Raw genomic sequence first — 12,535 nt, 5'->3', positions numbered from 1 at the left:
CGCCTGGATAGCCCGGCGCGTCAGGGCTGCTGCGATGCCTCCTTGCCTGCTAAAGCGGGGTTTTTCAAGCCAAATAAGCGCTTGATTTCAGGCCGATTCCGCACGCTGCGGAAGGCCTCCGCGTTCGCTGAACAGCCGCTTTTCCCAGGTCAGCGCGTGGCCGGCGATGGTTTCGAGATTGTCGTATTGCGGCGTCCACTCCAGCATCGAACGAATGCGGCTGGTATCGGCAACCATGGTCACGATGTCGCCGGGGCGGCGCGGCGCATATTGAACCGCGAAATTGCGCATCGAGACGCGGCGGACGGCCTCGATGGTTTCCAGCACCGAATAGCCGCGGCCGTAGCCGCAGTTCAGCGTGATCGAGCTTCCGCCGCCTCGCAGGTATGACAGCGCGGCGCGATGGGCCTCCGCGAGATCGCTGACATGGATGAAATCGCGAATGCAGCTTCCGTCCGGCGTCGGGTAGTCGGTTCCGTACACGTCGACCTTGGCGCGCTGTCCGGTGGCGGCTTCGACCGCAATCTTGAGCAGATGCGTCGCGCCGACGGTCGAGAGGCCGCAGCGGCCGTTCGGATCGGCGCCGGCGACGTTGAAATAGCGCAACACGACGTATTTCATGTCGTGGGCACCGGCGACGTCATGCAGCATGATTTCAGTCATCAGCTTGGATGAGCCGTAAGGCGACATCGGCCGCGTCGGCGCATGTTCCGGCACCGGCACCTGGTCCGGATTGCCATAGACGGCAGCCGTTGACGAAAAGATGAAGCGGCTGACGCCGGCCTTCACCGCTGAATTCAAGAGGCTGCGGGTCGTCATGGTGTTGTTGCGGTAATAGCCGAGCGGATCGCGCATCGAATCCGGCACCACGACGGAGCCTGCGAAATGAATGATGCTCTCGACGCGGTGCTGGGCGATCACGCCCTCGACGAGGTTTTCGTCGCCGGCGTCGCCGATGAACAGCGGCACGGGGCGGGGCAAAAGTGAGGAAAATCCGGTGGACAGGTTGTCGATCACGACGACGCTTTCGCCGGCGTCCACCAGCGCATGAACCGTATGGCTTCCGATATAGCCGGCGCCACCGGTGACGAGCACGGTCATGGGTCACCTCTCACGATTTATTTGTAGGCGATGCTAGGGGCTCGCGGTGAAGAGGGGGTTTCGGCGCCGGCGAACTGGCCACTATGCTTAATGTTGCGTATAGGAACTGGCCGAAACGGAGCCGGACGTGCCGATCGAGAACAATTTGGCCAGTGATCTGCAGCTCATCGTGCCGAATCTGCACAGGCGCTATTCGGGCGTGACGGCGACCAACCGGATGGTGGCGCCGAAGCTCGCGCAGATGTACCGCGCAGCATGGCTCGGGCCGCACGCGCCCGACGGCATCGCGCGGATGGGTTTTGCGGATCTGTTGAAACTCTGGCGCCGCCGCAACTCCGTGATCTGGCACGCGCGGCGCAACGACGAGATGATTGTCGGCGTCTTGCTGCGTGCGCTGGGCTGGCCGCTGAAACTGGTCTTCACCTCGGCGGCGCAGCGGCATCACACCTGGCTGACGCGCTGGCTGATCCGGCAGATGGATGCCGTGATCGCGACCTCCGAGCTGTCAGCGTCCTTTCTCAAGCGCGAGGCGACGGTGGTGATGCACGGCGTCGATACCAACGCCTACACACCGCCGGCAGATCGCGCAGCGGCGTTTGCCGAGGCGAAACTGCCGGGACATTACGCGATCGGCTGCTTCGGGCGGGTGCGCGCGCAAAAGGGCACGGATGTGTTCGTCGAGGCGATGTGCCGGTTGCTGCCGCGCTACCCGGATTTCACCGCTGTCATCGTCGGCGCGGTCGTGCCGGAGCAGCAGGGTTTTGCCGATGGCTTGAAACGACAGATCGAGGCGGCCGGGCTGCAATCGCGCATCGTCATCACGGGCGAGCTCGAAATCGAGGAAGTACAGCACTGGTATCAGCGGCTGACGATTTACGCGTTCACCTCGCGCAACGAAGGCTTTGGCCTGACGCTGATCGAGGCGATGGCGGCAGGCGCGGCGCTGGTGGCGGCGCGGGCAGGCGCAGCGGAGTTCGTGGTCGAGGACGGTGTGACCGGCGTGCTGACGCCGCCGGGCGATACTGAGGCGCTGGTCGCGGCGCTTGAGCCTTTGATGCGCGATCCGGCCTCGGCACAGGCGATGGGCGAGCGGGCGCGTGCGCGCGTGCTGGAAAAGTTCAGTCTTGAGGCGGAGGCTAATGCGATCGCCGCAGTCTATCGCACGCTCGATTGAGCCATCACGCGCTGGGCGATGTCGGCCACCTCGGCCGCCGCAATGTCGCGCATGCAGCGGTGGTCGTTCATGGTGCAGACTGTGCGCTGGCAGGGCTGGCAGGATAGCTTCGATTTGGTCTGCAACACTGTGGCGGCAAGGCCGTTCAGCGGCGCCCAGAGATAGGGGCTGGTGGGGCCGAAAATGCCCATGGTCGGCGTGCCGATCGCAGCCGCGATGTGCATCAGGCCGGAGTCGTTCGAGATCGCAACGCTCGCCGCCGCCATCGCCAGTATGCCGTTGCGCAAATCGGCCCCCGTGAGGTCGCGGGCCTTGCCGCCGCTGACGGAGACGATTTCCTGCGCCAGGGTCTTTTCGCCGGGACCGCCGACCACCCAGACGTCGAGGCCGCGCTCGATCAGGAGCCGCGCGGCTTCCGGATAGTAGGTCCATCGTTTTGAGGCGCCGACGGAGCCCGGGCCGAGCGCTACGGCGGGACCAGTGCCGAGCCCGTTGGCCTGTCGCCAGCGGCCGGTTTCCTCCGGCGGAACCACGAGCTGCGGCACGGGCCATTCCGGCGGCAGCGGTGCGCTATCGGGCAGCGCCAGCGCGGCATTCTTGTCGATAAAGCGGGGCAGGGCCTTTTCGCCCCAGCGCATCCGGTTGATCAGGCCAAATCGCGCCTCGCCGAAAAAGCCGACGCGCTCGGGAATCCCGGCCAGCGCGGGCGCAATCGCCGCCTTCCAGGTGCGGGGCAGGACGAGGGCGGTTCCATAGCCGCGGGCGCGCAGTTCGGTGGCGAGCCCCCGCTGTTTGGCCAGCGCAAGCCGGCTGCGCGGCAGGTTCCAGACAATGCCCGCCCGGACGCCGGGCATATAGTCAACCAGCGGTGCGCAAAGGGGGGTCACCAGGAGGTCGACCGGGCGGTTCGGCCAGCGCTGCTTCAATACCCGCACCACCGTATGGCCGCGGACGAAATCGCCAATCCACATATAGGGAACGATCAGGATAGGCCTGGTGTCGGCGCTATCTTCCATTTCGATCCCATCTAGTGAATTGAAATTCATATCTTGGCTTGTTTCGCCGCTAACCAATTGCCGGCCCGTCGGTAACCGCTCCAAGGCGACACGTAAAGCCGGTCGATTCGGTCTTCGATCCGCCGCGGAGCAAAGTTGCCTGCCGCGCGGGAGTGAGGCAAAGCTTTCGCGCGAACAATCATGGCAGGGGATGGCATGTTGCTGGTGACCGGGGGTGCCGGTTTTATCGGGTCGAACGTCGTGGCTGCGTTGAATGACGTCGGCCGGGACGTTGCCGTGTGCGACGTGCTCGGCCATGACGGCAAATGGCGCAATCTGGCCAAACGCCGGCTGGCCGATTTTGTGCCGCCTTCTGAACTGATGGACTGGCTGAAGGGCCGCCGGCTGGAGGCGGTCGTCCATCTCGGCGCCATTTCCGAGACCACGGCAACCGACGGCGACCTGGTGATCGAGACCAATTTCCGCCTGTCGATGCGGTTGCTCGACTGGTGCACGGCCAACGCCACGCCGTTGATCTACGCGTCCTCGGCCGCGACCTATGGCGACGGCAGCAGTGGCTTTCGCGACGACCAGTCAATGGACGCGCTGAAGCGGCTGCGGCCGATGAACCTCTATGGCTGGAGCAAGCATCTGTTCGACATGGCGGTCGCCGAACGCTCAGCGCGCGGCGAACGGCTGCCGCCGCAATGGGCGGGATTGAAGTTCTTCAACGTGTTCGGCCCCAACGAATATCACAAGGGCACGATGATGAGCGTGCTGGCGCGGCGCTTCGACGACATCAAGGCCGGCCGTCCGGTGCAATTGTTCAAGTCGCATCGGGAAGGGATCGCCGACGGGGAACAGCGGCGCGACTTCATCTATGTCGACGACGTCGTGCGCGTCACGATGTGGCTGCTCTCGACGCCATCGGTCAGCGGCATCTTTAACGTCGGAACCGGCACGGCGCGCAGCTTTCGCGATCTGATACTGTCGGCCTATGCCGCGCTCGGCATCACACCGAACATCCAGTATATCGACATGCCCGAGCAGATCCGCGGCAGCTATCAGTACTTCACCCAGAGCGAAGTCGATCAGCTGCTGAATGCCGGGTATAATGGTGGTTTCACCGCGCTCGAAGACGCGGTCGAGACCTACGTGAAGGCTTTTCTCAATCGTCCCGATCGCTTTCGCTGATGGGCACCAGGTAGACAGATGTTCGATTTTGAAGCCCTCAGCCAGGCGATACTCCGTCAGACCGTGCTCTGCGTCGGCGACCTCATGCTCGACGAGTTCGTCTATGGCGAGGTGTCACGCGTTTCGCCGGAAGCACCGGCGCCCGTTATCGCGGTCCAGCGTAGCGAGACCAATGTCGGCGGTGCCGGCAACGTCGCGCGCAACATCACCTCGCTCGGTGCACGCTGCATCTTTGCCGGCCTGATCGGCGAAGACGAGGCGGGTGCGAAGCTGAAGGGCGATCTGGCGCGGGAAAGCCTGATCGAGGCCGTGCTGGTATCAGATCCTTCCCGTCCGACCACGCGCAAGGTGCGCTTCGTCTCCGAGCATTTTTCCACCCATATGCTGCGCGCGGATTGGGAGCAGGCCGTGCCGGCCTCGGCCGATGTCGAGCAGCGGCTGATCGATGCGATCCTGCCGCTTATGCCCCGCGCCGACATTGTGCTGCTGTCCGACTATGCCAAGGGCGTGCTGACGGCGCGCGTCATCCGCAACATCATCGACGCCGCGAAAAAGCTCGGCAAGCGCGTGGTCGTCGATCCCAAGAGCGCCAATTTCGCGATCTATCGCGGCGCCACGCTGCTGACTCCCAACCGCAAGGAGTTTGCCGAAGCGACCCGCAGCCGCGCCGACACTGACCAGAACATTGCCGAGGCAGCGCAGGACGCGATGTACCTTGCCGACTGCGAGGCCATGCTGGTAACGCAAAGCGAACACGGCATGACGCTGGTGGTTCGCGGCGGCGAGGCGATCCATGTGCCGGCGCTTCCGGTCAAGGTACGCGACGTCTCGGGCGCGGGTGACACGGTTGCCGCGGTGCTGGCGTTGACGCTTGCGGCCCAGGCCGATTGGGAGACGGCGCTCAGGATGGCGAACGCGGCGGCCGCGGTCGCGGTCGGCAAGAAGGGCACCGCTACCGTCACGCCCGCGGAGCTGCGGCGGAAAATCCTGCCGCATGCGTCGCTGGCGGCCGAAGAGAAGATCGTGCCGGCAGGCGGCGATCTCGCGATGCCTCTGGCGGAGTGGCGCCGGCAGGGGCTGCGCATCGGCTTCACCAATGGCTGCTTCGATATTCTGCATCCCGGCCACGTCAAAGTGCTGACGGCGGCGCGCGGCACCTGCGACCGCCTGATCGTCGGCCTCAACAGCGATGCCTCGGTGAAACGATTGAAGGGCGAGGGGCGCCCGGTGCAGGATGAGCGGGCGCGCGCCGAAGTGCTGGCAGCGCTGGAGGCGGTCGATCTCGTCGCGATCTTCGCGGAGGACACGCCGATCGACCTGATCACGCGGGTGAGGCCGAGCGTGCTGGTCAAGGGCGGCGATTATACGCGCGAGCAGGTCGTCGGCCACGAGATCGTCGAGGCTACCGGCGGCGAGGTCGTGCTCGTCGATATCCTGCCGGGCCACAGCACGACGTCGCTGGTCGGCCGCGCCCGGGGAGGCAAGGCGTGAGCGCGAACGCAGCTTCGTCGCCGATCGCCAAGGCGCTGCCGATCTGGCGCGATCCGGCCGCATGGATGAAGGTGAGCGACGTCGTCGCGGTCCTGCTTGCGCTGTCGCTGCCATGGTCGACTTCGCTGGTCGGCATTTTCGGCGCTGTGCTTCTGGCCACGGTTGCGCCGACGGTCGAGTTGAAGGGCTTTCTTGCCTCGCTGAAGCGCCCGATTTCTGCGCTGCCGATCGCCCTGTTCGTTCTGGCGTTTGTTGGAACCCTGTGGTCGGACGCCGCTTGGGGCGCGCGATTCTATGCCGTGGGGCCGGCCGCGAAGCTCCTGGTACTTCCGGTCCTGCTCTATCATTTCGAGCGCTCGGCGCGCGGGTCGTGGGTGTTTGTGGCGTTCCTCGCTTCGTGCACGCTCTTGATGCTGATGTCCTGGCTGGTGTTTTTGCGTCCCGAACTTTCGTTGCGGACGCCGGAGCTCGCCGCACGCGGCATCTTTGTCAAGAACTACATCGCCCAGAGTCAGGAATTCACGCTGTGCGCGGTTGCGCTGGCCTATCCGGTCATCATGCTGCTGCGGGCAAAGCGGACTGCGCTGGCCGTGCTGCTCACCGCCATCGCCTTCGGCTTCTTCGTCAACATGGCGTTCCTGGTGGTGTCGCGCACGGCATTGGTCACGGTGCCGATCATGTTCGCGGTGTTTGCGCTGTTGCATCTGAGGTGGCGCAGCATCGTCATCATCCTGTGCGTAGCGGCCGCGCTCGCCGCCGTTGCCTGGCAGACCTCGCCGGCGTTGCGCCGGACCGCGGAGACGTTTACACGGGAATACCAGCTCTACAAGGAACAAAACATTCCGACATCGATCGGGCTGCGGCTCGAGTTCTGGCGGAAGTCTCTCGGTTTCTTTGCCGAGGCACCGCTGATCGGCCATGGCACGGGCGCGACGCGCGGCCTGTTCGAGCGCGTCGCCACGCACGGCTCATACCAGGCCAGCAGCGAAGTGATCGGAAACCCCCATAACCAGACGCTCAACGTCGCAGTGCAATGGGGCATTGTCGGTGTCGTCATGCTGTACGCGATGTGGCTGTTGCACCTGCTCCTGTTCCGTGGCGATGGGCTTGCGAATTGGATCGGGCTTTTGGTCGTAGTGCAGAATATCTTCACCTCGCTATTCAACTCCCACATCTTCGACTTCCATGAAGGCTGGATGTATGTGCTGGGCGTCGGAGTTGCCGGAGGCATGGTGCTGCGCGCCAGGTCAGAGGCGGCGGAATCTTCCGGAACAGCCCGGCCATGATCGCTGGCATGCACGCCGCAGATAAGATATCAGCGGGCGAGGAACGCCCCGCGAAGCCCGATCGTCTCCGCAGCCGGCCAATGGAATGACGCCTCTTTCGCAATTGACCCGTCGCAATTACCTGATCGCAGCGCACGATGGGTTGGCGACCGCGCTTGCGCTGCTCGCGAGCTTCTACCTGCGGTTCGAGGGAGGCGAGGCCTTCTATGACCGGCTGCCGCCGCTGCTGAAGATTCTACCGCTGTTCGTCGCCTTCAGCATCGTTATCTGCTACGTCTTCAATCTGACGACCACGAAATGGCGTTTCATTTCGCTTCCTGATGCACTGAATATCCTGCGCGTGGCGACCACTCTGGCGGTCGCGCTTATCGTGCTGGACTACGCCTTCATTTTCGCCGCATCGAACGGCAAGGCGCCGGTGCTGTTCGGCCGTATCACCATCGTGCTCTACTGGTTCCTGCAAGTGTTCGCGCTGAGCGCACTCCGCTTCGGATATCGCTATTTCCGTTACACGCGGGTTCGCCGCCATGCCCGGACCGAAGGCGCATCGGCAACGCTGTTGATTGGCCGCGCCGCCGACGCCGAGGTGCTGTTGCGCGCGATCGAGAGCGGCGCAGTCAAGCAGCTTTGGCCGGTTGGCGTGCTGTCGCCTTCGGCCGCGGACCGCGGGCAGTCGATCCGCAACGTGCCGGTGCTGGGTGGGATCGACGACGTCGAGGACGTGGTCCGCGATTATGCCGGACGGGGAAAGCCGATTTCGCGGGTCGTCATGACGCCGTCGGCGTTCGAACCCGAGGCGCATCCCGAGGCGGTTCTGATGCGGGCCAAGCGGCTCGGGCTATTCGTCAGCCGCCTGCCGTCGCTCGAAGGCGGCGACGTGCCGAGGCTGACCAATGTCGCCGTCGAAGACCTTTTGCTGCGGCCAAGCGAGAAGATCGATTACGCGCGGCTTGAAACGCTGGTGAAGGGCAAGGCAGTGATCGTCACCGGCGGCGGTGGCTCGATCGGTTCGGAGATATGCGACCGCGTCGCGACCTTTGGCGCTGCGCGGCTGTTGGTGATCGAGCACTCGGAGCCGGCGCTTTACGCAGTCACGGAAGCGCTGACGGCACGCGCAGCCAATGCCGCCATCGAAGGCCGAATCGCCGACATCCGCGATCGCGACCGGATCATAAACCTGATGCGGGAGTTCAAGCCCGATATCGTGTTCCATGCCGCCGCGCTGAAGCACGTGCCGATCCTCGAGCGCGACTGGAGCGAGGGCGTCAAGACCAACATCTTCGGATCGGTCAATGTCGCCGATGCCGCGCGGGCGGCGGGCGCCGAAGCCATGGTGATGATCTCGACCGACAAGGCGATCGAGCCGGTCTCGATGCTGGGCCTGACCAAGCGCTTCGCCGAAATGTATTGTCAGGCGCTCGACCACGACCTGATGACGCAATCGGAGGGCAAGCCCCACATGAGGCTGATCTCGGTGCGGTTCGGCAACGTACTGGCATCGAACGGATCGGTGGTGCCGAAATTCAAGGCGCAGATCGAGGCCGGCGGTCCTGTCACGGTGACGCATCCGGACATGGTCCGGTACTTCATGACGATCCGCGAAGCCTGCGATCTCGTGCTGACTGCAGCCACGCACGCGCTGACGCCGGCGCGGCCCGACGTCTCCGTCTATGTCCTCAACATGGGGCAGCCGGTGAAGATCGTGGAGCTTGCCGAGCGGATGATCCGCCTTTCCGGCCTCGAACCGGGCGTCGACATCGAGGTGGTGTTCACCGGCATACGGCCGGGCGAGCGGCTGAACGAGATCCTGTTCGCCACCGAGGAGCCGACGGTCGAGATCGGGGTCGCCGGCATCATGGCGGCGAAGCCGAATGAGCCGCCGATGCAGACCTTGTGCAAATGGCTTGCGGCGCTGGAGGATGCAATCGCGCGGGATGACCGCTCCACCATCCGTGCGGTGCTCAAGGATGCCGTGCCGGAATTCGGATCGAACGCCGCCTGATTTTGCTGCCTCGCCTGGTCCGTCCCCGCGGCCACTCGTGCCCCTTCGGAAGCCATGATGCAGAAGTCCGGAAAAGTCGTCGTCGTCAGCCAGCATTATCCGCCCGATCCGAGCACGACGGCGGCGATCATGGCCGCGATTTCCGACCACGTGGCACAGGAGGCCGAGGTGACGGTGCTGTCGGGAACGGCGGGCTCCGCGATCTCGGCGCAAGCGGGCAAGCCTGAGGTCGTCGAGGTCAAGAACTGGATGCCGGGCAAGGGCGCGCTGGGAAGGCGCGCCGTGGCCGAATTGCTGTTCACGGTCCGGATGTTTTTCGTGCTGCTGGCGAGGTTGCGGCGCGGCGACGTCACGCTGACCGTGCCGGCGCCCTTCATGCTGCCTTACGCTTTTGCCGCCGCGGCCAGATTGAAAGGCGCGAGATCAGCGCTGATCATGCACGATCTCTATCCCGACGTCCTCGTCATGGCTGGCTTGTTGAAGCCGCAGTCGATCGTGGCGAAAGCGATGCGCGCCTTGAACGCGCCGATGTTTCGCGCGCTCGATGCCGTCGTCATCATCGGCCGCGACACCGAGAAGCTGCTGCTGCGCTATGGCGGAATGACAAGTGACAAGATCCGCTTCATTCCGAACTGGGCGACACTTGCACGTGGCGTTCGCGCGATCGACCCGGACAATCCGTACCGCCGCTCGCTTTCCGCCCGCTTCGTCGTCGGACTGTCTGGCAATCTCGGCTTTACCCACGATCCCGTCATCGTGTTCGAAGCGGCGCGCCTGCTGCGCGACGACAAGAATATACACTTCCTGCTGTCGGGCTGGGGGATCGGGTTCGACCAGTTGAAGGCCCTGCAGGCCGAGGCAAAACTTCCCAACGTCACCTTGGTCGACCGCGTCGAGGACGAGCAGTTGGAGGCCTTTCTTTCGGCCGCGGACGCCTGGATCATTCCGTATCGCAAGAACGTTGCCGGCATATCGGTGCCGAGCCGATTCTACAATCTGCTGGCGATCGGCCGTCCAGTGATCCTGGTTTCCGAAGCGGATGCCGAAGCGGCGTTGACGGTGACCGAGCACGATGTCGGCTGGGTCGTCGAACCTGGCAAGGCCGATGAACTGGCGAAAACGGTCGGTCGTGCCGCCGCTTCCATTGACCCGCAACGGGCCGAGCGCGCAGCTGAAATCTCCAAGCGCTTCGATTTTGAGATCGCCATGGACGACTATTGCGGGCTAATCCGGGAACTCGCGCAGAAGTAGCCGGATCAGACGCGAGACGGTTGACGGCGTGAGAAACGGTGCATCAAGAGCGCCGTCGCGGCGCCTCCAGCACCGAGTAACAGGCCGGCTATCGCAGCGGACGAGGTCATGGCCGCGCCGACCGCCAGCGTAGCCAGCACGAGGTTGAGCGCGAACACTTCGCTCACCACGCGCGATACCGAAAAGCCGTTGTCGGTGGCGCGCTGATAGAAGTGGGTGCGATGCGCGGCCCAGAACGGCTCGCGCCGCGCGACGCGCCGCAGCAGCGTGGCGGTCGCATCGGCGAGGTAATAGAGCGGCAACAGCAGCGCCGCTGCCACTTGCTGATGCCAGGCGAGTTGCAAGAGACACCAGCCGACCAACAAGCCGATCGGCAGGCTGCCGACGTCCCCGAGAAAGATTTTTGCTACCGGCCGGTTGAAGGGCGCGAAGCCGAGCATCGCGCCGAACAGTGCTGCGGCGGCGACCATCGTTGACGCCGGAAGTCCGCCGAGCCAGCCGAGCAGAACGAGTGCGCCGGTGATGGGCACGATCTCGGCGACCGTCATCAGGTCCAACCCGTCCATGAAGTTGACGAGGTTCACGAACCACAGCCCTGCGAGGATCAGGAGGCCGCGCTCGAGCCAGAGCGGGCAGGCAGGAACGATCCGTAAGCTGTCGGGGGCGACCAAGATCACCGCCGCGACGGTCAGTCCCTGCAGCAACAGTCGCGGCACCACGGGAATTGAGTTGACGTCATCGGCGAAGCCGACGGCCGCGATGAACAGCGTCGCGCCGAACACGGCGACGGGAATTCTCATCTCCGCCGCGTCGGCAAGCGCGATGACCGCAGCCGCCGCGATCAGCGTGGCCGCGATCACCGCGACGCCCGCGCCCTGCGGTGTCGGAACCCGATGGGAAGAGCGCGCATTCGGTTTTGCCAGCACTATCCGCACCATCAGCGGCCGGATCGCCCATGTCAGGACGGCCGACAACAGCGCAGCCGGCACTACTGTGGCAAACGACAGCAATAGTTGCGAATTGGCCATTCTACCCGCGCGGCATGTTGTTCGAAAATTATTTGGGAACTTCGATCGGCGTTACGCCCTGCGCGGCTTTCTCGGCGCTGAAAATCCAGACCAGGCCGCCGATCGCGCCGACGATGAAGGATACCGCGCCATAGAGCAGGGAGATGTTGACGCCCTCGTTGGCCATCAGGCCGGCATACCCGAACGCCAGCCCCATGGTGGCTTCGCGGACGCCCCAGCCGGCAATCGAGATCGGCAGCATGGTGATCAGCATGACGGGCGGAACAAGCTGGAAGATCTGGCCGAACACAACGGGGGCGGCGATCGACTGCACCACGCACCAGGCGATGACGACGGCAAGCACGTGCACCAATAGCGACAGCACCGCAACTTTCGGGCCGTGAGTGCGGCTGAACAGCACGCGATTGGCGATCACCGAGCAGGCGTGGATGTGATGGGTGCCCCACCAGTGCTTCAGCCACGGCCACCGCAGCCTGCCGAGCAGGAGAAATCCGAGGCCACCGGCAAGCGCCGCGAAATCGACGAACAGCAGCGCCGACCTGCCATGGGGATCGGTGATCAGCCGATAGCTCCACGGCAGGCTCGCAACAATGACGACCGCGAGCGCGATCAGGCCGATGGCACGATCGACGAAGATGGAATAGGTCGCCGCCCGCCAGCCGGCGCCGTTGCGCGCGACAAGCCATAGCCTGACCGCGTCGCCGCCGATCGAGGACGGTAGCGTCTGGTTGAAGAACATCCCGATCACGTTGAAGCGCATCGCCTGCCGGGTCGGCAGCGGAGCGCCGCATTCCGCACCGATCTCGCGCCATCGCAACACGCCGACGAATATCTGCAGGAACGTCACGGCAATCGCCACGCCGAGCCAGCCGAGGCTGGAAACGTCGATGCGGGCCGCGAGGTCGGCGAGGTCCACCTTGCGCAACGAAAAATACAAGAGCGCCGCCGAGACCAGTATCTTCAATGTCGAAAGCAGGATTCGGCGCATCTCGCCCGTGCCGGGTTTGAGAAGA

10 protein-coding genes are annotated in these 12,535 nt (G+C 64.4%); 6 read left to right on the top strand and 4 right to left on the bottom strand.

Annotated features, from left to right (window positions below):
* Positions 1-87 precede the first annotated feature (87 nt).
* Positions 88-1,101 (bottom strand): UDP-glucose 4-epimerase GalE, encoded by a 1,014-nt coding sequence (galE, locus tag V1273_RS24460; RefSeq protein ID WP_334411123.1) that lies wholly within the window; start codon positions 1,099-1,101, stop codon positions 88-90.
* Positions 1,102-1,228: 127 nt separating this feature from the next.
* On the opposite strand from galE, the gene V1273_RS24455 reads away from it, so the two are divergent.
* The gene (locus V1273_RS24455) at positions 1,229-2,275 is read left to right on the top strand and encodes a glycosyltransferase family 4 protein (protein WP_334411121.1); all 1,047 of its coding nucleotides are present in this window, start codon (positions 1,229-1,231) and stop codon (positions 2,273-2,275) included.
* Here V1273_RS24455 and waaF read toward each other — a convergent pair.
* Positions 2,257-3,321: a lipopolysaccharide heptosyltransferase II gene (gene waaF, locus V1273_RS24450; protein ID WP_442894109.1), complete on the bottom strand. Its 1,065-nt coding sequence runs from the start codon at positions 3,319-3,321 to the stop codon at positions 2,257-2,259. The genes V1273_RS24455 and waaF overlap by 19 nt on opposite strands.
* 165 nt (positions 3,322-3,486) lie before the next feature.
* On the opposite strand from waaF, the gene rfaD reads away from it, so the two are divergent.
* The 5 genes from rfaD to V1273_RS24425 all read left to right on the top strand — a co-directional run bounded on the left by rfaD (position 3,487) and on the right by V1273_RS24425 (position 10,494).
* The gene (gene rfaD / locus V1273_RS24445; protein ID WP_334411119.1) at positions 3,487-4,464 is read left to right on the top strand and encodes an ADP-glyceromanno-heptose 6-epimerase; all 978 of its coding nucleotides are present in this window, start codon (positions 3,487-3,489) and stop codon (positions 4,462-4,464) included.
* Between the two features lie 18 nt (positions 4,465-4,482).
* Complete coding sequence (rfaE1, locus tag V1273_RS24440; protein WP_334411118.1) at positions 4,483-5,955, top strand: D-glycero-beta-D-manno-heptose-7-phosphate kinase; 1,473 nt, start codon at positions 4,483-4,485, stop codon at positions 5,953-5,955.
* 65 nt (positions 5,956-6,020) lie between these two features.
* On the top strand, positions 6,021-7,241 hold the full coding sequence (locus tag V1273_RS24435; RefSeq protein ID WP_334412259.1) for an O-antigen ligase family protein: 1,221 nt from the start codon (positions 6,021-6,023) through the stop codon (positions 7,239-7,241).
* A gap of 85 nt (positions 7,242-7,326) precedes the next feature.
* The gene (locus V1273_RS24430; RefSeq protein ID WP_334363805.1) at positions 7,327-9,243 is read left to right on the top strand and encodes an SDR family NAD(P)-dependent oxidoreductase; all 1,917 of its coding nucleotides are present in this window, start codon (positions 7,327-7,329) and stop codon (positions 9,241-9,243) included.
* 57 nt (positions 9,244-9,300) lie between these two features.
* Positions 9,301-10,494, top strand: coding sequence for a glycosyltransferase family 4 protein (locus tag V1273_RS24425; protein ID WP_334411116.1), 1,194 nt, complete (start codon positions 9,301-9,303; stop codon positions 10,492-10,494).
* 5 nt (positions 10,495-10,499) lie between these two features.
* Here V1273_RS24425 and V1273_RS24420 read toward each other — a convergent pair whose 3' ends face one another.
* Together V1273_RS24420 and V1273_RS24415 are read right to left on the bottom strand one after the other, a co-directional pair.
* Positions 10,500-11,522, bottom strand: coding sequence for a glycosyl transferase (locus tag V1273_RS24420; RefSeq protein ID WP_334411115.1), 1,023 nt, complete (start codon positions 11,520-11,522; stop codon positions 10,500-10,502).
* A 28-nt stretch (positions 11,523-11,550) separates the two neighbouring features.
* Positions 11,551-12,510, bottom strand: coding sequence for a lysylphosphatidylglycerol synthase transmembrane domain-containing protein (locus tag V1273_RS24415; protein ID WP_334411113.1), 960 nt, complete (start codon positions 12,508-12,510; stop codon positions 11,551-11,553).
* Positions 12,511-12,535 lie beyond the last annotated feature (25 nt).

Origin of the sequence: Bradyrhizobium sp. AZCC 1721 (assembly GCF_036924715.1) — a bacterium.
In the GTDB taxonomy this organism is placed as follows: domain Bacteria; phylum Pseudomonadota; class Alphaproteobacteria; order Rhizobiales; family Xanthobacteraceae; genus Bradyrhizobium.
This window is presented reverse-complemented; position numbering and strand designations above follow the sequence as displayed.

Excerpts from the sequence above, each read along its gene's own strand:
- galE (WP_334411123.1), bottom strand. The coding sequence starts at position 1,101 with ATGACCGTGCTCGTCACCGGTGGCGCCGGCTATATCGGAAGCCATACG.
- waaF (WP_442894109.1), bottom strand. The coding sequence starts at position 3,321 with ATGAATTTCAATTCACTAGATGGGATCGAAATGGAAGATAGCGCCGAC.
- rfaD (WP_334411119.1), top strand. The coding sequence starts at position 3,487 with ATGTTGCTGGTGACCGGGGGTGCCGGTTTTATCGGGTCGAACGTCGTG.
- rfaE1 (WP_334411118.1), top strand. The coding sequence starts at position 4,483 with ATGTTCGATTTTGAAGCCCTCAGCCAGGCGATACTCCGTCAGACCGTG.
- V1273_RS24435 (WP_334412259.1), top strand. The coding sequence starts at position 6,021 with ATGAAGGTGAGCGACGTCGTCGCGGTCCTGCTTGCGCTGTCGCTGCCA.
- V1273_RS24430 (WP_334363805.1), top strand. The coding sequence starts at position 7,327 with ATGACGCCTCTTTCGCAATTGACCCGTCGCAATTACCTGATCGCAGCG.
- V1273_RS24425 (WP_334411116.1), top strand. The coding sequence starts at position 9,301 with ATGCAGAAGTCCGGAAAAGTCGTCGTCGTCAGCCAGCATTATCCGCCC.
- V1273_RS24420 (WP_334411115.1), bottom strand. The coding sequence starts at position 11,522 with ATGGCCAATTCGCAACTATTGCTGTCGTTTGCCACAGTAGTGCCGGCT.
- V1273_RS24415 (WP_334411113.1), bottom strand. The coding sequence starts at position 12,510 with ATGCGCCGAATCCTGCTTTCGACATTGAAGATACTGGTCTCGGCGGCG.